Source organism: Rhodococcus sp. Chr-9 (assembly GCF_000801125.1).
GTDB lineage: Bacteria > Actinomycetota > Actinomycetes > Mycobacteriales > Mycobacteriaceae > Rhodococcus > Rhodococcus pyridinivorans.
The window spans coordinates 118,146-140,816 of the sequence record NZ_JTIZ01000089.1; the positions used below are offsets into that span (position 1 = coordinate 118,146).

The following is a 22,671-nucleotide window of genomic DNA, read 5'->3' on the forward strand; positions in this document are numbered from 1 at the left end:
GCGATGAGAGCGATCAACACCAATTCGCGACGGCGCCCATAGGGCCGCGGTTCCACCTGCATGACGTCCTTTTCGCTCGACGGAAAGGGCCGTGCGGCCCACATGGTGAGCCCACCGTACTCTTCGGTCGCGCCGGACGAAACCGAGTGGTACGTCTATTCTTCCGGCAGTCGCAGGAAGAAGCGGTTGGCATCCCGCCGGTGCATCAGCACGATCGCTCCGACGGTCGCGACGGCTTGCAGAATGCCCACCACACCGAGTATCCAGCCCGCGCCGCCCTCCCCGACGCCCACACCGAAGACGGTGGGCAGGGTCGACAGCGACATGAACACCCCGAGCAGGGTCAGCAGCATCCGGGCCCAGTTCTTGGCCTTCAACAGCTGCCTGACTACCAGATACAGCAGTCCGACGATCACCAGGCCGATGCCGGCGGTCAGCGCGACCAGCAGCGGGACCGCCGACTCGAGTTGCTCCGTGGTGACGCCCTCGATGGCCTGCTCGGCGGCCATCGTGGTCATGAGGTCGAGCAGTTCCTCGCGTCGACTCAGCAGATCGGCGAGACTTGCCGCCAAACTCACGACGGCGAGAGCGAGTACCCCGCACCACAATTGGTGGGCCGTCGTGACGTCTCCGGGAACGGGACGATTCGCCGCGGGGCCGGGCCCGACAGGAGGTGCGGGGAAGCTCATGACAGGCGACCCGCGACCTCGGCGGCCCAGTAGGTGAGGACGACGTCCGCACCGGCCCGCCGGATGCCGACCAGCGATTCGAGGATCGCCGCATCGCGATCGATCCAGCCCTTCTGCGCGGCCGCGGTGATCATCGAGTACTCCCCCGAGATCTGGTAGGCGGCCACCGGGACGGGCGAGCGGTCGGCGACCTCGCGCAGCACGTCGAGATACGACATCGCCGGCTTGACCATCACCATGTCGGCGCCCTCGGCGAGGTCGAGGTCCACCTCGTGCAGCGACTCGCGACGGTTCGCCGGATCCTGCTGGTAGGTGCGGCGATCTCCCTCGAGGGACGAGCCGACGGCGTCGCGGAAGGGACCGTAGAACGCCGAGGCGTATTTCGCGGAGTAGGCGAGCTGACCGACCTCGGTGTGCCCGGCCTCGTCCAACGCGGACCGGATGAAACCGATCTGGCCGTCCATCATGCCGCTCGGGCCGAGCAGGTGCGCCCCGGCCTCGGCCTGCGCGACGGCCATCTCGGCGTAACGCTCGAGGGTCGCGTCGTTGTCGACGACGCCGGTGTCGGTGAGCACACCGCAGTGGCCGTGATCGGTGAACTCGTCGAGGCAGGTGTCGGCCATGATCACCGTGGAGTCGCCGAGTTCGCTGCGCAGCGACCGCAGCGCGCGGTTGAGCACACCGCCGGGATCGCTCGCCGCGGAACCACGGGCGTCCTTGTCCTCGGGGCTGGGCACACCGAAGAGCATCAGGCCGCCGACACCGGCGGACACGGCCGCGGCCGCGGCCTTGCGCAGCGAATCGGCGGTGTGCTGGTACACCCCGGGCATCGACGCGATCTCGCGCGGCTCGTCGAGGCCGTCGGCCACGAACATCGGGAGCACGAGGTGGCGGGGTTCGAGGGAGGTTTCTGCCACGAGCCGTCGGATGGCGGGTGTGCTGCGCAGCCGGCGGGGACGGATGTCGGGAAACATGGGGAGAACACCTTCCATACGGGTCGTGCGCGGCCCCGGTAGTGGCGACTACCGGGACCGCGNTCGGATCACCAGAGATCAGCGGCGGGCGCGGGACTTCTTCCGCGGCGGAGGCAGTGCGCCTTCCGCGCGGAGCCGGGCCGCGTGCTCGGCGAGCGCGTCGACCAGGGGCCCGATCTGCGCGGTCTCGGGCTGCACGTCCACCCGCAGGCCGAACTCGATCGCCGTCTCGGCCGTCTTCGGGCCGATACACGCGACGATCGTGCGGGCGTGCGGCTTGCCGGCGATACCCACGAGATTGCGGACCGTCGACGACGAGGTGAAGCACACCGCGTCGAAACCACCGGTCTTGATCATCTCGCGGGTCGCGGCCGGCGGCGGAGCGGCACGCACGGTGCGGTAGGCGGTGACGTCGTCGATCTCCCAGCCGCGCTCGCGCAGACCCTCGGCGAGGGTCTCGGTGGCGATGTCGGCGCGCGGCAGCAGCACCCGGTTGACCGGATCGAAGACGTCGTCGTACGGGGCGAACTCGGCGAGCAGGCCGAGGCTGGACTGTTCGCCGCTGGGCACGAGCTCGGGGATGATGCCGACCGAGCGCACCTTCGCAGCGGTGGCCTCACCGACGCACGCGATCTTGACGCCGGAGAACGCGCGCGCGTCGAGACCGAACGCCTCGAACTTCTCCCACACCGCACGCACCGCGTTGGTGGAAGTGAACACCACCCACTGGTAGCGACCGTCGACCAGGCCCTTGACCGCACGTTCCATCTGCGCGGGACTGCGCGGCGGCTCGACCGCGATGGTCGGCACCTCCATCGGGATCGCGCCGTGCGTGACGAGCCGCTCGCTCATCTCGCCGGCCTGATCCTTGGTGCGGGGCACGAGCACGGTCCAGCCGTACAGGGCGCGCGACTCCCACCACGACATCTTGTTGCGGTGCGAGACGACCTTGCCGACGGTGACGACGAGCGGTCCGACGAGCTCGGAACCCGCGTCGTTCAGGGTCGCGAGGGTGGCCTCGACGGTGCGCTGCTGACGGGTGGTGCCGCGCACGGTGATCGCGGCGGGGGTCTGCGGCGCCAGGCCGTGTTCGACCAGCGCGCTGGCGGTCTCGGCGAGGTGGCCGGAGGTCGCATGGAGGACGAGGGGGCCGGGGGCGGCGGCGAGCGCGGCCCAGTCGACCTCTCCGCGCACGTCGACCTCGGTGTGGCACGAGCCGAGCGCCATACCGGCGTAGCTCGGCACGGACGATCCGGCGGGCAGGCCCGGCAGGACCTCGAAGACCACCTGGGTGCGGGCGACGGCGTTGACCTCGGCGATCACCGAGTCGGTGGTGAGCGGGTCGCCCGCGACGAGGCGCACCACGTCGCGACCGGCCTTCGCCTCGGCGACGAGCGTCTTGGCGACCTCGGCGGGCTCGCCGAGCGCGGGACGGACCTCGGCGACGGGCTCACCGGTCTCCGGGTCGGTGCCGTGGTCGACACCGACGAGGGCCACGACACCCTTGTCTACATCGGGGTCGGTGAAGGCGATCGTGGCGCCCGCCAGCACGTCACGCGCGCGCACGGTGAGCAGCGCAGGATCGCCCGGGCCCGATCCCACGAACAGGATGCGCCCGGGGTTGTGCTTACGGACTCGGCTCATCGGTCATTCTCCAGTGCGGTCAAATCAGCGGTAAGGGCAAATCGGGTGACGGTGCCGGCTGTGTCAATCATCGGCAGGTCTCGTCTCGGGGAGGACCCCGTGCTCGACCATGAGCTCGCGCGCACCGAGGTCGAGCAGTTCGCGGGCGACACGGCGACCGAGTTCCTCGGCCTTCTCCGGCGCCCCCACCGCGCTCGCTCGCAGCACATCCGATCCGTCCATGGCGGCGGCGCATCCGCGCACCGACAGTTCCTCGATCACCCGGCCGTCGTCGTCGAGCGATTCGACGACCTCGGCGATCGCCCCCACCGGTGCGGTGCATCCGGCTTCGAGTTCGGCGAGCAGCGAGCGCTCCGCGACGACTGCGGCGCGGCTCGGCGCATGGTCGAGTCCGGCGAGCAGCTCGATCATCTCGGGATCGTCCGACCGGCACTCCACGGCGAGCGCACCCTGCGACGGCGCGGGCAGCATCTGTACCGGTTCGAGGGACTCGGTGACCCGGTCCAGGCGTCCGATCCGCGACAGTCCGGCACGCGCGATGACGATCGCGTCGAGTTCGCCGGAGTCGACCTTGCCGATGCGGGTGTCGATGTTGCCGCGCAGCGGTTCGATCTGCAGTCCCAGGCCGAGCGCAGCGAGTTGTGCCCGCCGGCGCGGCGCCGAGGTACCGACCTTGGAGCCGGGCGGCAGCTCGCCGAGGACGAGTCCGTCGCGGGCGACGAGCGCGTCGCGCGGGTCCTCCCGCTCGGGGACGGCCGCGACGACGAGGCGCGGATCCTGGAAGGTCGGCAGGTCCTTGTAGGAGTGCACGGCGACGTCGACCTCACCTGCGAGCAGCGCCTCGCGCAGCTCGGCGGTGAACACGCCGACGCCGATGCGCTGCACCGGGCCGGGCGTCACATCGCCCTTGGTGGTGATGATGACGAGCTCTGCCGGGCGACCGGCGGCAATCAGTGCGTCGCGCACGGTACCGGCCTGGGTCGTGGCGAGCACGCTGCCGCGGGTACCGATCCGCAGGGGACGATCCTGCCGAGCAACATCGTCGCGGGAAACCGATGCGGCTTCGGTGCTCATGCGGTGCCGTCCTTTCGTGAGGCCTGGAGTTCGGTGGTGACAGCGGGGTCGAGTGCGGCGGACAGATCCCCCGAGAGGGTGGGATCGGTCAGCGAGTTCAGATCCTTGGTGGGTGTCGCGACCGCCTCGACCGAGCCCGGGCGCAGCTCGAACAGCTCGCGCAGGGCCTCGGCGTACTGGTCGCCTCCCGGCGTCGACGCGAGCTGCTTGACGCGCACCGTCGGTGCGTGGAGGAGCTTGTCGACGACCCGGCGCACGGTGCGGGCGACCTCGCCGCGCTGGCCGTCGTCGAGATCGGGCAGTCGCGATTCGAGGCGCATCAGTTCGCCCTCGACCACTTCGGCGGCGCGCTGACGCAGTGCCGTCACGGTGGGGGTGACCTCGGCGAGTCGCTGCGCGGTGAGGTACTGCGACAGCTCGGCGGCGACGATCGTGCGGGCGGCCTCCGCGTCGGTCGCGGCGGCGCCGGCCGACGGGTCGCGCTGCAGCGACTCCATGTCGAAGACCTGCACACCGGGAAGACCGGCCACGGCGGTGTCGACGTCGCGCGGCAGACCGAGATCGCAGATCGCGAGGGGGCGTTCGCCGCGGCCGGGCTGCGCGAGTGCGCGGTGCGCGTCGGCGAGCGTGACGACGGCGCCCACGGCTCCGGTGCAGGTGACGGCGACGTCGGCGCGGCTCAGTGCGGTCGCGAGATCGTCGAATCCGACGACCTCGGCGTCGACACCGGCGGCCTGTGCGGTCTCGGCGAGTCGCTCGGCACGGTCGCGGGTGCGGTTGGCGACGACGATCGAGCCGACCTCGGCCCGGACGAGATGCGCGACGGCGAGACCACCCATGGCGCCGGCACCGATCACCGCGGCGGTGCGGCCCTTCAGGGCGCCTCCGAGGAAGTTCGAGGCCTTGTCGAGCGCGACCGACACGACGGATGCACCGGCGGCGTCGATGCCGGTCTCCGAGTGCACCCGCTTGCCGACGCGCAGCGCCTGCTGGGCGAGTTCGTGCAGGGTGCGGCCGGCGGCCTGCTGAGCGTCGGCGGCGGCGTAGGCGGTGCGGATCTGGCCGAGGATCTGCTGCTCCCCCACGACCATCGAGTCGAGCCCGCTGGCGACGGAGAACAGGTGTTCGGCAGCGGCCTCGCTGTAGCGGACGTAGGCGTGCTTGTGCAGTTCGGTGACGGGCAGACCCGAGTGCTCGGCGAGCAGTTCGCTGACCGCGGCGAGCGCGCCGTGGAAGGCGTCGACCACCGCGTAGATCTCCACCCGGTTGCAGGTGGAGACGATCATCGCTTCGGAGATCTTGTCCGACGCCAGCATCTTGTCGGTGAGCTTGGGGCGGTCGGTGTCCGTGACCGCCACCTTCTCGAGCACCGGGACCGGTGCGCTCCTATGCGATATCCCGACGAGGAGAACACTCACGGTGCGATCACCGATCCGTTTCTGGTCGCGGCCGAGCCCATCGGACCCGCCTTTCCTGTTGTGGTACGCCGAGCAGAGCTTCGGGTGGACACCCGCGGTATGCCGGCGGGGCGTACGTCGCCGGCAGCAGGACGAACGTCAGCGGTCGCGGCCCGGGGGGTCTCCCCGTTGCGGGTGCTGTTGAAGGACAGGACCTGCATCTCGACGGACAGATCGACGCGTCGGATCTCGACGTGGTCGGGGACATCGAGTTCGACGGGAGCGAAGCTCAGGATGCTGCGCACTCCTGCGAGCACGAGCCGATCGCACACCTGCTGTGCTGCCTCGTCGGGGGTGGCGACGACACCGATGGTCGCGCCGAGTTCATGGGCTCCGTTCTCGAGATCGTCGACGTGACGCACGACGAGATCGCCCACACGTGTGCCCACCACGTCGGGATCGGAATCGAAGAGTCCGGCCATCGTGAAACCGCGGCGGTCGAAGCCCGGATACCGGGCGAGGGCGCGGCCGAGGCTGCCAACTCCGACGAGCACGACGCGATGGCCCCGGTCGAGTCCGAGAGCTGCTTCGATGCGGGACTGGAGGCGCAGGACGTCGTAGCCGACGCCGCGCACTCCGTTGGGTCCGAGGAAGGACAGATCCTTGCGCAGTTTGGCCGAACCGACCCCGGCGGCGGCCGCGAGTTCCTCACTGGAGACGATGAGAGTGCCCGCTTCGGCGAACGCACCGAGGACCCGGAGGTAGGTCGCGAGACGCGTCACAGTAGCCTGTGGGATATCGCGGACCGGAGGAGTGGGAGTGGCACCCTCGCCGGACTCGGCGGTGCCGCGAGCGTCCTCGCCCTGCGGTGGGTGCAACTGCGTCACGGTACGTGGCTCCTCGTCCGGCCGGTGGATACACGCCTGGCCTCACGGTGATCCGGGAATTCGTTCACACCACGGTAACCGCTTGTGAAGCCATGCACAAAGTTGCTCGAAGCACCCCGAATGTGCTTCCCACCTGCTGTACGACGAGGACCTGCCGACTCACCGAGCGAGATCTGCGCGCAGTCGCGGCTCGTCGACCTCCCAGTAGCTGTGCTCGCGTCCGTCGAGCAGAACGACGGGCAGACGGTCCCCGAATTCGGCCCTCAGATCGGGATCGGTTGCGGCAGCGACATCCACGTCGATGCAGGTGACCTCGACGCCGAGCTCCTCCGCGAGCGCCTCGAGCTGCTCGCGCGCAGGACCGCACGCACCGCACCCGGCGCGCACGAGAAGGGTCAGGTGATGACGGCTCGCGGAGCCGCTCGTTGCCGATGACGATTGCTCACTCATGCCTCCACTGTGCGGCACGACCTGTCGAGATGAACGTCACACCCCGTCACGGGGGCGACGGCCTCCCGGTGAGGGGCGGTGTCGCGGGCTAGGCTTGGCGCGGGTCGCCCGTGCATGCGGTCGCCATATGTGCGGCGCCCGGAAGTGCAGGGGTCACACGGGGCCCGCCCGTTTCGACAGCCCCGCCCGTTACGACACCGGAGGTGCGAGTGCCAGGACGTTCGTTTCCCTACGGATGGGGCATGGGTGAGACGTGGGCGAGCATCATCCGTCCCGGACGTCGGCTCTTCTCTCGCAAATTCGGACCCAGCGAGGAAGAGGTCCGCGCCAATCTCGCAGGTGAGGCGAGCGCCGATGCCGCCCTCGCGTTGCAGGAATCCCGCGTCGAACCCGAGCCCTCCCCCGATACCGCTCCCGTCCCGCGCGATCTGACCGCGGCGGCGTTCTTCGACGTCGACAACACGATGGTGCAGGGCGCGTCGATCATCCACTTCGCCCGCGGCCTCGTCGCCCGGAACTACTTCGACAAGTCCGACCTGTTCGAGTTCGCCTGGCAGCAGGTCAAGTTCCGCCTGACGGGCAAGGAGAACATGAACGACGTCGCGTCCGGTCGCGACAAGGCGCTGTCGTTCGTGCAGGGCCGCTCCACGGAGGAACTGCGCCGGCTCGGCGAGGAGATCTACGACGACATCATCGCCGACAAGATCTGGCCGGGCACCCGCGCGCTCGCGCAGATGCACCTGGACGCGGGCCAGCAGGTGTGGCTCGTGACCGCGACGCCGGTCGAACTGGCCGACGTCATCGCCGAACGCCTCGGCCTGACCGGTGCGCTCGGCACCGTCGCCGAGTCGAAGGACGGCGTCTTCACGGGCCGTCTCGTCGGCGACATCCTGCACGGTCTCGGCAAGGCGCACGCGGTGCGGGCCCTCGCGATCCGTGAGGGTCTGAATCTCAAGCGCTGCACGGCTTATTCGGACAGCCACAACGACGTGCCGATGCTCTCGGTGGTCGGCACGGCCGTCGCGATCAATCCCGATCCGGATCTACGGCAGGTCGCTCGCACACGCGGGTGGGAGATCCGCGACTTCCGGACGGCGCGCAAGGCCGCGAAGGTCGGGGTGCCGACGGCGCTCGGTCTCGGTGCCGCGGGTGGTGCTGTCGCGGTCCTCGTGGGTCGCCGCCGCGACCGAGCGGCTTGATTTTCGAGGTGCTCAGCCGAGGAAGACGTTCCGCCGGCGCGTGAGCAGTTTGTAGAGGGTCTGCTGGATCGTCTCGCGCACGTGGTCGGTGACCTCGAACAACACCATCGGATCCTCCGCCGAGGCCTCGTCGTACACGTCGGTGACGATCGGTGTGCCGAACTCGATGTACCACTTCGACGGCAGCGGCACGATCCCGAGCGGGCCGAGCGCCGGGAACAGCGGGGTGATCGGGAAGTAGGGCAGGCCGAGCAGGCGCGCGAGCGAGGTGAGGTCGGCGATGTTCGGGTAGATCTCCTCGGAGCCGACGATCGAGCACGGCACGATGGGCGCCTGGGTGCGCAGGGCCGCCGACACGAAACCGCCGCGGCCGAACCGCTGCAGTTTGTAACGCTCCTTGAACGGCTTGCCGAGTCCCTTGTACCCCTCGGGGAAGACCGCGACCACCTGGTCCTGCCGGAGGAGTCGTTCGGCGTCGGGATGGCACGCGAGGGTGTGGCCGGCCTTGCGCGTCACCGTCCCCACCACGGGCATACCGAAGGCGAGATCGGCGGCGAGCATCCGCAGGTGACGATCCGCGTGGTCGTGCACGGCGACGGAGGTCATCAGTGCGTCGACGGGGAGCGTGCCGGCGTGGTTGGCGACGACGAGTGCGCTGCCCTCGGCGGGGATGTTCTCGACGCCGCGGACCTCGACGCGGAACCACTTGTCGAACAGGGGTCGCAGCACCGGCAGGACGACGTTCTCGGTGAAGTGCGGGTCGAAGCCGAAGTCGTCGACTTCGTAGTCGCCGGTCATCCGGCGGCGCACGAACTCGGCGGTGGCGGTGACCTGTTGTGCGAGCGTGCCGCGCAGGTCGTCGAGGAATCGATCGGTGCGGTTCACCTGCTCGGGGGTGGGCGGTGGCCCCATCGACGGATGGGGTGTGCGTGTGACCCGTTCGCCGGGACGGCGGTTGCCGGCGTGCAACGGGATGACCTTCGCGACCTCCGTCATCGCGTCTCCCTCGTCTCTCCGAGCACGGAGAGCGCCATCGACTCGGCCTTGTCCACCCATTCGGTCTTCACGATGCGGGCGAGGGCGAGGCCCCGGGCGAAATCGTCGAGCGCTTCTCTCGTGGTCCAGCGTGGTTCGAATCCGAACTCGTTGCGCATGCGCGTGGTGTCGAGTCCGCATCCGAAATGGAAATAGTCGAGTTCTTCTTTGGTGAAGGAGTTCATCACGGAACCCATGAGTGCGTGCCCGACCGTGCGGAACAGCGCGTAGGGCATCGGCACGGTGACGCCACCGGCCCGGCGCACGGCCTGGGTCATCGTGACGATCCCCTCACCGGCGATGTTGTACGTCCCTGACGGTCCGGCGACGACCGCGTGTTCGAGCGCACCGAGCGCGTCCTCCTCGTGCAGCAACTGTAGTCGCGCGTCGCGGCCGAGCACGTTGGGGACGAGCGGGGAGGTGAGATAGCTCGACACCGAGCCGGGCAGCCGGTTCCCGACGGTGGGTGCGAACCGGAGGATGGTGGTCGCGATGTCGCTGCGCCGCCGGGCGACGCCGCGCAGATATCCCTCGACCTCTATCATGTCGCGGGCGAAGGCGCCCGTGGGCCGGCGGCGGGCGCTCATCTCCTCGGTGAACTTCGCGGGGTCCTTGGCACTCGATCCGTAGAGGACGGACGACGAGCGCAGCACGATCCTGCGCACCGAGGGTGCCTTCTGGCACACCGCGAACAGCTGCATCGCGCCGAGGACGTTCATGTCCTTCATCGCCGTGCGGCTCCCGGACTTCGGGGCCTTCGTGACGGCGGACGCGTGGACGACAGTGTCGACGTCCATGTTGCGGATGATCTTGCCGATGAGTGGGTTGCGGATGTCGGCGAGCACGAACTCGGCCCGCCCCATGCGCCGGAGCATGTCCTTCGACGGCGACTGGGTGTCGACGCCGATCACCCGCTCGATGTCGGGATTCTGGGCGAGCCTGGTGACGAGGAAACCACCCAGGAACCGACTTGCTCCGGTGACCAGCACGACTCGTGGACGTGCCACTTCGTGCCCCTGCGAAACCACTCGTGAAACCCCCTGCTGCCCCACACGCGTCATCGGTCACATTCGCCCCGACGCGGTATGCCGTCCCACAATACGGCCACTTCGCCGCCATCGCACGACTCGTGGGTGAACTTTCGTGTACCGGGATGCACAGACGAACGATGCCCGCCACCATGGAAGGTGACGGGCATCGGATAGGCGCAGGGCTTACTTGCCGAGTTTACGACGCTGCACTCGGGTGCGGCGGAGCAGCTTGCGGTGCTTCTTCTTCGACATGCGCTTACGGCGCTTCTTGATCACAGATCCCATGTGGGCATCCCTCACGTTCCTTGTAGCGTTCCTGCGCACGCCGGTGACGTACGCCTGATGTATGTCGACGCTGGGCCTCGTGGCGACGAGTAACAGCGCCTCACGACACCGGCTGGCCGGTACGACGACAAGCAATCCTACCGGGGCGGCCCACCCGGCGTGAAACCGAGGTCCGTCCCGGAACGCGACTTCCCTCGCGCACCGGATCCGTTCGTCGTACCGTCGTCCCCGACGATGCGCCGATCGTCCCTGTCCGACCTCTATCCGACGTCGAAGTACGACGTCTCGAGGTAGTCGTGGACGGCCTTCGCATGCACGCGGAACGAGCGTCCCACACGCACTGCGGGTAGTTCGCCACTGTGCACCAGCCTGTACACGGTCATCTTCGACACCCGCATGAGAGCTGCCACTTCGGCAACCGTCAGGAACTGGGTACCGGCGAGAACCGACTGTCCGTCTTGAGGTTGACCCTTCGACGGCGTGTTTCCTGAAACCATTACACACCTCCGGCACGCCCGCGCCGCCGGCTTCCCCTCCGGCGGAACAGACACGCACGTGCTGATTCGAGCTTAGCGTGACGAATGGTTCCTGTGCGACGATGCGGCTGGGGAATTTCCGGCGGGCGGCTGTTCGTCGCCACGCTACGCCCTACGGTGACGTCTGTCAGCGTTCCGCAGTGACACCTGTCAGTGCCTCGGGTGGATGCCCTGTCAGGCCGTCCCGGAGAGCCCCTCGCGGGCCGCAGGCGACGGCTGATCCGATGCCGCCCCGAGTTGCGCGGAACGGCGCTTCGCAGCGTCGAGCGCCTCGTAGAAGGCCGTACGCAGGCCTCCACGCTCGAGTTCGCGGATCGCGGCCGCCGTGGTGCCACCCGGCGAGGTGACCGCGGCGCGCAGGTCGGCAGCGTTGTCCCCCGAGCGCGTGAGCATCGCGGCCGAGCCGGTCATCGTCTGCACCACCAGATCGGTGGCCACCGCCCGCGTCAGGCCGAGCGAGACACCGGCGTCGATCATCGCCTCCGCGACGAGAAAGAAATATGCGGGCCCGGATCCGGAAACCGCGGTGACCGCGTCGATCTGCGCCTCCGGGACCACCGAGACCGTTCCCACGCTCGCGAGGATCTCGCGGACCGTGTCGAGATGCTGCTGCTTGACGTACCGACCGGCGGACAGCACGCTCGCGCCCTCCCCGACGAGCATCGGGGTGTTCGGCATCACGCGCACGACGGGGAAGCCGGCCGGGAGCTTGGTCTCGTAGCGGACCGTCGGGATGCCCGCGGCAAGCGACACCAGGATCTGCTCGTCGTCGTTCCCGGCGTCGACCGCCGCGAGGGCGGTGACGACGACGTCCACGTCGTTGGGCTTGACGGCCACGACCACCACGTCGGCGCCTTCCGCGGCGTCGGAGGTGCTGTCGGTGACCCGGATCGAGTAGGCCCGGGACAATTCCTCACGCCGTTCCTCGAACTTCTCGGCGACCACGAGATCCTTGGTCGCGAAGCCGTTCTTCAGCAGACCCGAGATCAGCGCCTCGCCGATCCTGCCGCCACCGATCACTGCGATTCTCGTCATGGGGACAGCCTGCCACGACCGTCCGGGCGGCCTACACCACGGTCACCGCCTGTCGGGACCTGCCGCGTTCGGGCCTATCAGCGCGGCATCATGGCCAGCTGACGCGATTGCACGACCACCTGGCCGGTCGAGTCGACGACGGTGTGGTCCTCCTCGAACCAGGTGCTGCCGAGCACGCTGCTCTCGGCGATGACCCGCAGCCATCCCGGAGCCGGAACCCGCCGCAGATAGGCGGTGAGTTGCACCGTCGGCGCCCAGCCGAAACGGCCGAGGTTCATCGCGACGGGAGCCGACACGTCGCCGCACATGAGCGCGAACAGCACCGAGGTGTCGACGTCGGCCTCGTCGCCCGGCGACGGCCGCGTCCACATCGACACGAGCGGTTCGCCCTGCTGCCCGTCGAGGAAACGCGCGGTGGCGGAGTCGATCCGGAGGCGGGAGGTGGCGGCGAACTTCACGATCTGCCCCATGGGGTGCTCGGGGGTGACGAGCACCGACTCGGCCGGCGGGTCGGCGGGCATGGTGGTCGCGCGGTGCGGCACCGTGTGGAAGGGCTCCTCGGTATCCGGCGTACCGAGGGTGACACTCGCCCGCACCGCCACACGCCCGGCCTGGGACAGTTCGATGTCCACAAGGGCGATCTGCTTGCCCTGCTTGCGTAGGACGGTGGTGAGTTCGACGTCGCCGGGGTCGGGCGCGGCGACGAACGAGGCACTCACGGCGAGGGGCTGGGTGAGCGGGTCGACGCCGGCGTCGAGCACCGACCTGCGCGCCGCGGACGCGCAGACCGCGAGCATGCATCCGCCGTGCACCTTGGGCCCGATGGTCCACACCGGATCGATGTGCGCCTGCCAGGCCGCCGTGCCATCCGGGTGCTCTCCCGGCACCCGGGTGACCGAGGTCAGGTCGAGGAAGGGCTGGTCGGTGAGGGTCACTGCTGCTCCTGGTCGTCGTTCGGGGCCGGATCGGCGCCGGTCGTGGGGGGTCCACCGGACCCGAACATGCGGGCGGCGAGATGCTGGTGGGCCAACCGGCGCATGGCCGTGAGAACCGGTTCGTACAGGGCGGTCCCGAGCACGGCCGCTTCCACGGTGGCTTCCCGGGAGTGCGTCGGCAGCAGTTCGAGGTCGAGTTCGGCGATGGCGCGGACGTGACGGCCGTAGGCGTCGATCCGGCGGTCGTCCATCCGCAGGCCGGCGGCTTCGAGTGCCGCGAGCGCGTGTTCGAGTTGCGCCACGGCCGCGAACCGTGGGTCGTAGATCTGGCCGAGGCGTTCGAGCAGGTGGCGGGCGCGGGGATAGCCGGGACCGGCCGAGTCCTCGACGTAGGGTGGCAGCGCGGCGATGGCGTGGCCGAGTTCGACGAAGAGGTCGTCGCGGGGATTGTCGACGAGATCCACGACGGTCTTGATCTTCTCGAGGGGCAGACCCTGCGCGGCGAGTGACCGGACCAGACCCATGCGCCTCACGTGCCGGTCGTCGTAGGTCGCCGAGGTGACGCTCGTCGCCACGCCCGGCATGAGCAGCCCCTCGCGCAGGTAGTACTTCACCGTCGGCAGCGGTATGCCGCAACGCTCGGCGAGTTCCGAGATACGCACCGATCACCTCCGCTCCTCGACACCGGATACTACAACTATCCAGTATTGGATAGTTGTAGTATCCAGTCACGGAGTACCGGCCGAGGAGGCCCTCATGCGTCCGCTCGTGACCATCGTTCTCGGGAGCACCGTGCTCACCGTCGCAGGCATCGCCTTCGGAGGCACCTTCCTGCTACGCGTCGCCGCGGGCGGCGTACCCACCAACGACCTGCAGAAGACGTTCTTCCGTGCCGGTCACGCCCACGCTGGAGTACTCGTCACCCTCGGGTTGCTCATCGCCGTTCTCACGCACGTCGTGGGCGCATCACCCGGTTGGTCGGCGGCCGGCGCCATCGCCGTGCTCGTCGCCGCGATCCTGATCCCGGCAGGCTTCTTCCTGTCGGTGCTCGGGCCCGATCCGACGCGGCCCGGCCGGATGTTCGCGGCGGTCCGGCTCGGCGCCGTCTCCCTCACCGCGGGCGTGCTGATCTCAGGCGTCGCCGTGCTCGCCGCCGGAATCGCTGCCCTCTGAGGCGGGGACGCGCGCGATGTCCGTGTGCCGGGGACTCTCGGGGCCGGCGGTGATCGCGCGCGTCGCCGAGCGATCCAGGTGCGTGCGCGCGAAGGCCAGCGAACGCGCCAGCATCCCGGCGCGCTCCGCACGCGTCCGTGCGCTCTGGGTGCTGATCTCGAGCACCACGTGCCCGCCGAAGTCGCTCGCGGCGAGCCGGCGGCACACGTCCGCACACGGCTGCGTGCCCGTTCCCGGGACGAGGTGTTCGTCGAGCGAGGAGCCCCGGCCGTCGGCGAGATGGAGGTGGGCGAGCCCCTCCCCCATCCGTTCCGCGAGCGCGAGGGCGTCGGCCCCCGCGGTCGCGGTGTGCGACAGGTCGAGCGTGTAGTGCGCGAAACCGGTGTCGGTGGGGTCGAGCGACGGGCTGTAGGCCGAGACCGCGCGGCCGGGACCGCGCCGGCGCAGACGTTCGGCGCCGCGATCACGACCGCCGAAGACGACGTCGGCCCTCATCGGGTACATGTTCTCGACCGCGAGCACCACGTGGCTGTCGGCCTCGAGCGCCGCGACCTGGTCGGAGAATCCCTCCGCATAGCGACGCTGCCACCGGAAGGGCGGATGGACCACGACGGTCTCCGCACCGAGGATCTCGGCGACACGCACCGAACGGTCGAGCTTGGCGGCGGGATCGGATCCCCACACGCGCTGCGAGATCAGCAGACACGGCACGTGCACGGCGAGCACCGGCACGCCGTACTCGCGGACCAGACGCTCCACCGAGGTGGGGTCCTGGCTCACCGGTTCGGCCCACACCATCAGCTCGACCCCGTCGAAACCGAGATCGGCCGCGAAGCGGAACGCCGCTTCGGTGTTCTCCGGATAGACCGAAGCGGTGGACAGCCCTACCCGGATTCCCTGCGCGGTCGGCATCGGCTCACCCGGGCAGCAGGAACAACAGCGGCCCGAAGGCCACGAATGCTCCCACCGCGAGCGCGATGAGCTGACTCGTGATGTCGTCGGTGCGCCGCAGGACACGCACCAGCGCGACCAGGCCCACGATCACCAGCAGCGCGAGCGCGAAGGCGACCCACGGCATGAGGTCCCACAACCGCTCGAAGCCCTTGAAGAGCAATCCGCCCGCGACGATCGCGGCGACGCTCTCGCCGATCAGTAACGCCCATTGCTTGAGGCCACTGCCCTGCTCCGCGTCGGCGGACTCGTCGTCCGCACTCTTCCGTGCCGAGTCGTCGGCGGCGTCGGACGTCGCCTTCCCACCCTTGCCGCGGGACTTCCGCGACCGCGACGATGCCACTCCCTCCGAAGCGTCGGGCGCGGCACCCGCAGCACCGATGGTGTCGGTCGAGTCGTCGGCGTCGGAACCGGTGCCCTGCAGGTCGCTGGCGGGGCCGGACAGTAGTCGCGGTTCGGCGACGTCGGCCTTGCGCACCGACACCGCCGGGACGCTCGCCTTCTCGGACTTCTTGTCCGCCTTCTTGTCGGCGACCGCTGCTCCTTCACCGGACTGCGAGCCGGGCGCTGCCGCTCCGAGATGCGCCCGCGCGCGCCGGGGAAGCGCCTCGGGACGGATGACCTCGGTCGGCGACTCGATCTTGGGCGGCGCCGCCTTGGACGCTGCCTTCGTCGATGCGGCCGTCTTCGACACCGTGTCCGTCTTCGACACCGTGTCCGTCTTCGGCACTTCATCCGCGGCTGCAGGCACCTTCGCCGCCGGGCCGGACGGCGCCTTCGCAGTGGGTGGTGTTTTCGCGGCAGGCGGCGTCTTCGTGACGGCAGGCGTGCTCGTTCCGGTCTTCACCGGCGGCGTCTTCGTCTCGACGGCAACCCGCGGGGTCACGGTGGTCTTCTCGATGTCGGACAGCGCGAAGGTCGCCGCCTTCGGCGTCTCCAACTTCGGGGTCTCGACCTTGCGTGGCGCCGGGACGGCCTTCGGCGGGGTCTCCGCCTCGACAGCAGCCGTCGAGGACGACGCATCCGCCTGCCCGGCAGCGCTTTCCGCATCGGTCGGGGTATTCCGCTCGACCTTGCTGTCTGCGCGGGTGATCGGGATCTCGCCCGTCAGTTCGGCGACGGAGATGCCGCCGCTCGCACCTCGTCGGCGTCGTCCCCCGGCCCGTGTTCCCACCTTCTGGCCGTTACGCGCCAACAGCTCGGCCACGGAGATCTGCCCCGTGTCGTTGCTGCGATTCTCGCTCATCCGGTTGCCACCACCAGTTCGCCACCCATATCCGTATCGAGCTTCCGAAGAATCAGGCCTTCGCGCAACGCCCACGGGCAGATCTGCAGCGTCTCCACTCCGAGGGCACGCATGCTCGCCTCCGCGACGAGGGCGCCGGCGACGAGTTGCTCGGACCGGTCCGAGCTGACGCCTTCGAGTTCTGCGCGGTCGGCCGTGGTCATCCGGGAGATGAATGCGATGAGCTGGCGCAGTCCGCTGGCCGTCAGGGTCCGTTGTACCCGCAGGCCGGCGGACGAGGGGGCCGCGCCGGTCAGGCGGGCGAGGGTCCGGAAGGTCTTGGAGGTGCCCACACACAGGTCGGGGTCGCCCGCGTTGCGTATGGCCTTCGCCGGCTCGGCGAGTTCGGCGTCGAGCCAGTCGCGCAGCGCCGAGATCCGGCGCTTGCCGGGCGGGTCCTCACGGAACCAGTCGCGGGTGAGCCGTCCCGCACCGAGCTGGAGCGAGTAGGCGATCTCGGGGTCCTCGTCGCCACCGAAGGTGAGCTCGAGCGAACCACCGCCGATGTCGAGGTCGAGGATGTTTCCGGCGCTCCAGCCGTACCAGCGGCGCACCGCGAGGAAGGTCAGCCGCGCCTCGTCCTCGCCGGAGAGCACGTCCAGCGACACCCCGGCCTCCCGGCGCACCCGCTCGAGGACGGCCTCGGAGTTGCCGGCGTCGCGCACCGCGGACGTCGCGAACGCCATGAGCTCGCCGCATCCCGAGGTGCGGGCGATGCTGGCGAATTCGGCGGCGGTCTCGACGAGCTGATCGGCGCCGTTGGAGGTGATGTCGCCGTTGTCGTCCATGTTCTCGGACAGCCGCAGCGTGGCCTTCGTCGAACTCATCGGCGTGGGGTGCCCACCACGATGGGCGTCCACCACCAACAGGTGAACGGTGTTGCTTCCGACGTCGAGTACCCCTAAGCGCACATCAATACGGTACTGGGTCTACCGTCGGGACCTGTGACAGCAGGTATGTCCCATGCCCCACACAAACTCGACCCGGCCCCGGAAGTCCCTCTCGACTTTCCTCGGGAATGGGTGGAGTTCACCGACCCCGACAACGACGAACACGTCATCGCCGCAGACATGACATGGCTGCTCTCGCGGTGGACCTGCGTGTTCGGCACTCCGGCGTGCCAGGGCATCATCGCCGAGCGACCCGACGACGGGTGCTGCTCGCACGGTGCGTTCCTGTCCGACGACGACGATCGCCAGAAGCTGGCGAAGGCAGTGAAACACCTCACGCCGGCCGATTGGCAGTTCATGGACAAGGGCCTGGGCAAGAAGGGCTACCTCGAAGAGGACGAGATCGACGACGAGCCCGCCCTGCGCACCCGCCGCTACAAGGGTGCGTGCATCTTCCTGAACCGTCCCGGATTCGAGGGCGGCCAGGGCTGTGCCCTCCACACCATGGCGTTGCGACGCGGCATCGAACCGCTCGAGATGAAGCCGGACGTGTGCTGGCAGCTCCCGATCCGCCGCACCCAGGACTGGGTCGAGCGTCCCGACGGCACCGAGATCCTGCGCACGGTCATCACCGAGTACGACCGACGCGGCTGGGGTGAGGGTGGGCACGACCTCGACTGGTACTGCTCGGGCTCTCCCGACGCGCACGTCGGCGAGCGTCCGGTCTGGCAGTCGTACGCCCCCGAGCTCACCGAACTCCTCGGTGCGGCGGCCTACGACGAGCTCGCGCGCCTGTGCCGGCGACGCCAGGGACTGGGTCTGATCGCGATCCATCCCGCGACGTCGGCAGCACAGGCGGGCTCCGATGCCGGCTCCGATCAGGCCTCGAGCTTGTAACCCAGACCGCGCACCGTCACGAGGTGACGCGGCTTGGCCGGATCCTCCTCGATCTTCGAGCGCAGACGCTTGACGTGGACGTCGAGGGTCTTGGTGTCGCCGACGTAGTCGGCGCCCCACACCCGGTCGATGAGCTGTCCGCGGGTGAGCACCCGCCCGGAGTTCCGCAGGAGATATTCGAGCAGGTCGAATTCCTTGAGCGGCATGGCAACCGGCTCACCGTTGACGTGTACGACGTGACGGTCGACGTCCATCCGCACGGGTCCGGCCTCGAGCAGTCCGTCGTCCGCCGCTACCTCGCTCTCGGTGTCGGCCCCGCGCCGCAGGACCGCACGGATCCGGGCGATGAGTTCACGCGCCGAGTACGGTTTGGTGACGTAGTCGTCGGCGCCGAGTTCGAGCCCGACGACCTTGTCGATCTCGCTGTCGCGAGCGGTGACCATGATGACCGGCACACCCGAGCGGGTCCGCAACTGCTTGCACACGTCGGTGCCGCTCATCCCGGGGAGCATCAGGTCGAGCAGGACGATGTCGGCGCCCTCCCGGTCGAACTCGGCGAGGGCCGAGGGGCCGTCGCCGGCGATGGTCGTCTCGAACCCCTCCTTCCGCAGCAGGAAGGCGAGCGGATCCGCCAACGATTCCTCGTCCTCGACGATCAGCACACGCGTCACGAGCTGGTCCTCCGTCTGTTTCTCGATATCCGTCCGCCCGGGAACCCGGGTGGGGTCTGCGTCACGATCCGACCACCTTCTCGGTGCGGTCGGCGGTGTGGTTCTCGTCGTCCTCGGCGTCCTCGACGTGGGCCGGGACGAGGAGGGTGAAGGTGGAGCCGGTACCGGGCTTGCTCCACAGGGTGATCTCGCCGTGATGGTTCGCAGCGACGTGCTTGACGATGGCCAGCCCGAGGCCGGTGCCTCCGGTGGCCCGCGACCGGGCCTTGTCGACGCGGAAGAAGCGCTCGAAGACCCGCTCCTGGTCCTCCTTGGCGATACCGATCCCCCGGTCGGTGACGGCCATAGCGACCTTGCCGTCGCGCAGCGACCTGCTGATGGTCACCGGTGAGCCGGCCGGGGAGTAGGCGATCGCGTTCTCGATGAGGTTGGTGAGGGCGCTGACGAGCAGCGTTCGGTCGCCGAGGATCTCGAGACCGCTCGGCCGGTCGGTGCTGATGGTGATCGAGGCGTTCTCGGCGGTCAGGCGCGTGCGGTCGAGAGCCTCGTCGACGACGTCGTCGACGTCCACGACCTCGAGATCGGGCAGTTTCTCGGCACCCTGGAGCTTCGAGAGGGCGATCAGTTCGGTCACCATGTTGCCGAGGCGCGTCGCCTCGCGTTGGACCCGTTCGCCGAAGTGGCGGACGGTCTCGGGATCGTCGACGGATTCGAGCAGCGCCTCCGCGAGCAACGCCATCGCGCCGACGGGGGTCTTCAGTTCGTGGCTGATGTTGGCCACGAAATCGCGCCGGGTGGCCTCCATGCGGACGTGCTCGGAGTCGTCGAAGGCGTAGAGCACGACGAAGCGCGGATCCTGGTCGAGCAGCAGCCGGACTGTGCAGCGCACCGCGACGGGCTCGCGGCCGAGCAATGCCTTCGCGCCCAGGTCGAGTTCGATCGGCTTCCTCTTCTCGAGCACCTGGCAGGCGGCCGCCCAGGCCCGGTCGTCGATCTGCCGGTTGCGGACGAGGCCGAGTTCCTCGGCGCGCGGGTTCGACAGGACGACGTCGTGGAACTTGTCGACCACCGCGATACCGGTCGACGCCCCGTGCACGACCCGGTCGAGCACGTCGAACATCGTGAGGTCGGCTTGGTCGCTACCGTGGGCCCGGCGCTGCACCAGCCTCCCGGCGGCGACGGTGACGATCCCGCCGAGGACCGCTGCGACCACGGCCAGCAACACGGCCTGCGTAACACTCACACTTCGAATCGTAATGACACCGGTACCCCACCGGACAGCGGGTCGACGGCATTTCCCGCACGTCACACCCCATTTTTCGGATGTTGGAGTGTTGTTCACCCTTTGTTCGCCCAGAACGGACCACTCTGCGACGGACCTGCACGAACGAACCGACCCCGTCACCGAACGGCAACGGGGTCGGATCTCGCTTCCGTGAGGCTGCTACTTGGCGCCCTGGTTCGCGACCGCCGCCGCACCGGCAGCTGCGGCCTCGGGGTCGAGATAGGTGCCACCCGGGTTCAGCGGGCGCAGGTTCTCGTCGAGGTCGTAGCGCAGCGGGATGCCCGTCGGAATGTTCAGGCCCGCGATGTCGTCGTCGGAGATCCCGTCGAGGTGCTTGACGAGCGCGCGCAACGAGTTGCCGTGCGCGGTGACGAGCACGGTCTTGCCCGCGAGCAGGTCCTGGGAGATCGTCGACTCCCAGTACGGGATCAAACGGGCGACGACGTCCTTCAGGCACTCCGTGAGGGGAACCTCGTCGACGTCGGCGTAGCGCGGGTCGGCGTCCTGGCTGTACTTCGAACCCGGCTCGATCGGCGGCGGCGGGGTGTCGTAGCTGCGACGCCACAGCATGAACTGCTCCTCGCCGAACTCGTCCTTGATCTCGGACTTGTTCTTGCCCTGGAGCGCGCCGTAGTGGCGTTCGTTGAGACGCCAGTCGCGGATGACGGGGATCCAGTGCCGGTCGGCGGCGTCGAGCGCGAAGTTGGCGGTGCTGATCGCGCGGCGCAGCAGGGAGGTGTAGGAGACGTCGGGAAGCACATTGTGCTCGGCGAGGAGGGCACCGGCCCGCTTGCCCTCGGCGATCCCCTTGTCGGTCAGATGCACGTCCACCCAGCCGGTGAACAGGTTCATCGCATTCCATTCGCTCTCGCCGTGGCGGAGCAGAACAAGTGTTCCGATAGTCATGACCCAATCCTGACATGCACGGATGGGGATTTCGCCACGGGCGCCCCCGATCGTGGGCCATATCTGACAATGTACGTTGCCAGGAACGCGGGAGTCGGCGCCGCGCAACACAGTTCGTCGTCACCGACACACACGGGATTCGATGTCACACCGGGGTCCGCAGCCACACCGGGGTCCGCAGCCCGACGGACGCATGTCCCGCCGCACCGTCCTCACCGCCCTCGGCGCGCTCGGGGCCGCAGCCCTGCCGGTCACGGCGGGCGCACAGCCGAGCCGCCGCGCACCGGCGGTGCACTCCGGCGGACGCCGGGTCGCGATCCTCGGCGGCGGGATGGCCGGACCGGCCGCCGCGCACGAGTTGATCGAACGCGGCTTCGAGGTCACCGTCTTCGAGCCGACCGCGCTCGGCGGCAAGGCGCGCAGCACCCCCTCCCCCGGCACCGCGGCAGGCGGCCGNTGAACACGGCTTCCGCTTCTTCCCCGGCTTCTACCAGCACATCCCCGACACGATGCGACGGATCCCGTTCCCCGGAAACCCGAACGGCGTGTTCGACAAACTCGTTGCGGGACACGGCTTCCGGATGGCGATCCCCGGCGCGCCCGACCTCACCGCCCCGGCCTCCATCGCACCGTTGCGCTTCGATATCTACGACCCGCTGAGTCTGCAGGAGAGCCTGACGGCGGCCTTCTCCCTCGGCGGCTCGATCCCACCGCACGAGCTCGCGGTCTTCATGCGCAAACTCGTCATGTTCCTCACCAGCAGCCTCGAACGTCGCGACGGCCAGTGGGAACACGAGACGTGGGCGCAGACCCTCGAGGCCGACGGCAAGTCGAAGGGATACCGCGAGATCCTCGTCTCCGCACTGACGCGACAGCTCGTCTCCGCACTGACGCGACAGCTCATCTCCGCACTGACGCGACAGCTCGTCTCCGCACTGACGCGACAGCTCGTCGCGGCGATGCCGGCCGAACGCGCCGTCTCGCTGTGGCGCGGCGACTTCCCTCAACGGTACGGCGACGGTTCGGCGCACGACTGCCTGTCGGTGGACATCTCCGACTGGGACACCCCCGGCATCCTCTACGGCAGAACCGCCAGGCAGTGCACGCCGGAGGAGATCGCCCGCGAGGTGTGGGCGCAGATGTCGGCCTGCCTCGAGGACGGGACGGGCGCGATCGACGAGAACGACATCGCCTCGTGGTTCCTCGATCCCGGCGTGAAGTGGGGAGCCGGTGGCGTCACCAACGACACCCGCTGCTCATCAACACCGCGGGGTCGCTCGCGAACCGGCCCGAGGCACACACCGCGATCCCGAACCTGTTCCTCGCGGGCGACTACGTCCGCAACGACATCGACCTCGCGACGATGGAGAGCGCGAACGAATCGGCGCGGGCGGCGGTGGGTGCGTTGCTCCAGACTGCGGGCTCCCCCGCCNACCGCCGGC

The 22,671-nt window shown here is 69.1% G+C and carries 24 protein-coding genes and 1 pseudogene; 5 read left to right on the top strand and 20 right to left on the bottom strand.

What is annotated here, in order from left to right; genetic code table 11:
• Window positions 1-155: 155 nt before the first annotated feature.
• The 7 genes from QR64_RS12545 to QR64_RS12575 form a co-directional block, all read right to left on the bottom strand.
• Window positions 156-578 carry a hypothetical protein gene (locus QR64_RS12545; protein WP_228044622.1) on the bottom strand — a complete coding sequence of 141 codons (423 nt, stop codon included), beginning with the start codon at window positions 576-578 and terminating at the stop codon, window positions 156-158.
• Between the two features lie 107 nt (window positions 579-685).
• On the bottom strand, window positions 686-1,663 hold the full coding sequence (hemB, locus tag QR64_RS12550) for a porphobilinogen synthase (RefSeq protein WP_006552336.1): 978 nt from the start codon (window positions 1,661-1,663) through the stop codon (window positions 686-688).
• Window positions 1,664-1,741: 78 nt separating this feature from the next.
• Window positions 1,742-3,307: a uroporphyrinogen-III synthase gene (locus QR64_RS12555; RefSeq protein ID WP_033096113.1), complete on the bottom strand. Its 1,566-nt coding sequence runs from the start codon at window positions 3,305-3,307 to the stop codon at window positions 1,742-1,744.
• A gap of 63 nt (window positions 3,308-3,370) precedes the next feature.
• Window positions 3,371-4,381 carry a hydroxymethylbilane synthase gene (gene hemC / locus QR64_RS12560; protein ID WP_006552338.1) on the bottom strand — a complete coding sequence of 337 codons (1,011 nt, stop codon included), beginning with the start codon at window positions 4,379-4,381 and terminating at the stop codon, window positions 3,371-3,373.
• The gene (locus tag QR64_RS12565; protein ID WP_024101721.1) at window positions 4,378-5,799 is read right to left on the bottom strand and encodes a glutamyl-tRNA reductase; all 1,422 of its coding nucleotides are present in this window, start codon (window positions 5,797-5,799) and stop codon (window positions 4,378-4,380) included. The genes hemC and QR64_RS12565 overlap by 4 nt, the downstream gene beginning before the upstream one ends.
• Window positions 5,796-6,665, bottom strand: a complete 870-nt coding sequence (locus QR64_RS12570) for a redox-sensing transcriptional repressor Rex (protein ID WP_019291201.1) — start codon at window positions 6,663-6,665, stop codon at window positions 5,796-5,798. The genes QR64_RS12565 and QR64_RS12570 overlap by 4 nt, the downstream gene beginning before the upstream one ends.
• Before the next feature lie 159 nt (window positions 6,666-6,824).
• A complete protein-coding gene (locus QR64_RS12575; RefSeq protein ID WP_006552340.1) occupies window positions 6,825-7,115 on the bottom strand; it encodes a glutaredoxin family protein in 291 nt (96 codons plus the stop codon).
• Window positions 7,116-7,357: 242 nt separating this feature from the next.
• Between QR64_RS12575 and QR64_RS12580 the strand changes: the two genes are divergently transcribed.
• On the top strand, window positions 7,358-8,314 hold the full coding sequence (locus QR64_RS12580) for an HAD family hydrolase (RefSeq protein WP_006552341.1): 957 nt from the start codon (window positions 7,358-7,360) through the stop codon (window positions 8,312-8,314).
• A 12-nt stretch (window positions 8,315-8,326) separates the two neighbouring features.
• Here the strand turns inward: QR64_RS12580 and QR64_RS12585 are convergent, their stop codons facing one another.
• From QR64_RS12585 to QR64_RS12610, 7 genes are all read right to left on the bottom strand, one after another.
• On the bottom strand, window positions 8,327-9,310 hold the full coding sequence (locus QR64_RS12585; RefSeq protein WP_006552343.1) for a lysophospholipid acyltransferase family protein: 984 nt from the start codon (window positions 9,308-9,310) through the stop codon (window positions 8,327-8,329).
• Window positions 9,307-10,338 (bottom strand): NAD-dependent epimerase/dehydratase family protein, encoded by a 1,032-nt coding sequence (locus QR64_RS12590; protein ID WP_039585395.1) that lies wholly within the window; start codon window positions 10,336-10,338, stop codon window positions 9,307-9,309. The genes QR64_RS12585 and QR64_RS12590 overlap by 4 nt, the downstream gene beginning before the upstream one ends.
• Window positions 10,339-10,563: 225 nt before the next feature.
• Window positions 10,564-10,665 carry a 30S ribosomal protein bS22 gene (locus tag QR64_RS25865; RefSeq protein WP_003402602.1) on the bottom strand — a complete coding sequence of 34 codons (102 nt, stop codon included), beginning with the start codon at window positions 10,663-10,665 and terminating at the stop codon, window positions 10,564-10,566.
• Window positions 10,666-10,925: 260 nt separating this feature from the next.
• On the bottom strand, window positions 10,926-11,162 hold the full coding sequence (locus tag QR64_RS12595) for a helix-turn-helix domain-containing protein (protein WP_006552345.1): 237 nt from the start codon (window positions 11,160-11,162) through the stop codon (window positions 10,926-10,928).
• A 213-nt stretch (window positions 11,163-11,375) separates the two neighbouring features.
• Window positions 11,376-12,236: a pyrroline-5-carboxylate reductase gene (gene proC, locus QR64_RS12600; protein WP_024101725.1), complete on the bottom strand. Its 861-nt coding sequence runs from the start codon at window positions 12,234-12,236 to the stop codon at window positions 11,376-11,378.
• A 77-nt stretch (window positions 12,237-12,313) separates the two neighbouring features.
• Complete coding sequence (locus tag QR64_RS12605; protein WP_039585397.1) at window positions 12,314-13,171, bottom strand: thioesterase family protein; 858 nt, start codon at window positions 13,169-13,171, stop codon at window positions 12,314-12,316.
• Window positions 13,168-13,833, bottom strand: a complete 666-nt coding sequence (locus tag QR64_RS12610) for a MerR family transcriptional regulator (RefSeq protein WP_019291197.1) — start codon at window positions 13,831-13,833, stop codon at window positions 13,168-13,170. The genes QR64_RS12605 and QR64_RS12610 overlap by 4 nt, the downstream gene beginning before the upstream one ends.
• Window positions 13,834-13,927: 94 nt before the next feature.
• Here QR64_RS12610 and QR64_RS12615 point away from each other — a divergent pair, with 94 nt between their 5' ends.
• Entirely contained in the window at window positions 13,928-14,344 is a 417-nt protein-coding gene (locus tag QR64_RS12615) for a hypothetical protein (protein WP_039585399.1), read from the top strand.
• Here the strand turns inward: QR64_RS12615 and QR64_RS12620 are convergent.
• The 3 genes from QR64_RS12620 to QR64_RS12630 are packed head-to-tail and all read right to left on the bottom strand — an operon-like array spanning window position 14,303 to window position 17,491.
• Window positions 14,303-15,256: a sugar phosphate isomerase/epimerase family protein gene (locus tag QR64_RS12620; RefSeq protein ID WP_039585404.1), complete on the bottom strand. Its 954-nt coding sequence runs from the start codon at window positions 15,254-15,256 to the stop codon at window positions 14,303-14,305. The two genes, QR64_RS12615 and QR64_RS12620, sit on opposite strands and share 42 nt — an antisense overlap.
• Window positions 15,257-15,260: 4 nt before the next feature.
• Window positions 15,261-16,541 (bottom strand): hypothetical protein, encoded by a 1,281-nt coding sequence (locus QR64_RS12625; protein WP_039585405.1) that lies wholly within the window; start codon window positions 16,539-16,541, stop codon window positions 15,261-15,263.
• Window positions 16,538-17,491: a Ppx/GppA phosphatase family protein gene (locus QR64_RS12630; RefSeq protein ID WP_082920950.1), complete on the bottom strand. Its 954-nt coding sequence runs from the start codon at window positions 17,489-17,491 to the stop codon at window positions 16,538-16,540. Before QR64_RS12630 ends, QR64_RS12625 begins: the two co-directional genes overlap by 4 nt.
• A 45-nt stretch (window positions 17,492-17,536) precedes the next feature.
• Here QR64_RS12630 and QR64_RS12635 point away from each other — a divergent pair, with 45 nt between their 5' ends.
• Window positions 17,537-18,367, top strand: a complete 831-nt coding sequence (locus QR64_RS12635; protein ID WP_024101732.1) for a hypothetical protein — start codon at window positions 17,537-17,539, stop codon at window positions 18,365-18,367.
• Here the strand turns inward: QR64_RS12635 and QR64_RS12640 are convergent.
• The 3 genes from QR64_RS12640 to QR64_RS12650 all read right to left on the bottom strand — a co-directional run bounded on the left by QR64_RS12640 (window position 18,349) and on the right by QR64_RS12650 (window position 21,229).
• A complete protein-coding gene (locus QR64_RS12640; RefSeq protein WP_006552355.1) occupies window positions 18,349-19,038 on the bottom strand; it encodes a response regulator transcription factor in 690 nt (229 codons plus the stop codon). The two genes, QR64_RS12635 and QR64_RS12640, sit on opposite strands and share 19 nt — an antisense overlap.
• Before the next feature lie 61 nt (window positions 19,039-19,099).
• Window positions 19,100-20,281: a sensor histidine kinase gene (locus QR64_RS12645; RefSeq protein WP_024101733.1), complete on the bottom strand. Its 1,182-nt coding sequence runs from the start codon at window positions 20,279-20,281 to the stop codon at window positions 19,100-19,102.
• Between the two features lie 201 nt (window positions 20,282-20,482).
• Entirely contained in the window at window positions 20,483-21,229 is a 747-nt protein-coding gene (locus QR64_RS12650) for a phosphoglyceromutase (RefSeq protein ID WP_019291191.1), read from the bottom strand.
• A 331-nt stretch (window positions 21,230-21,560) separates the two neighbouring features.
• Between QR64_RS12650 and QR64_RS28870 the strand changes: the two genes are divergently transcribed.
• Together QR64_RS28870 and QR64_RS12655 are read left to right on the top strand one after the other, a co-directional pair.
• On the top strand, window positions 21,561-21,685 hold a 125-nt coding region (locus tag QR64_RS28870), incomplete at its 3' end, for an NAD(P)-binding protein (protein ID WP_411908081.1).
• A gap of 1 nt (window position 21,686) precedes the next feature.
• A pseudogene (locus QR64_RS12655) lies at window positions 21,687-22,661 on the top strand (FAD-dependent oxidoreductase); the annotation flags it as partial.
• Window positions 22,662-22,671 lie beyond the last annotated feature (10 nt).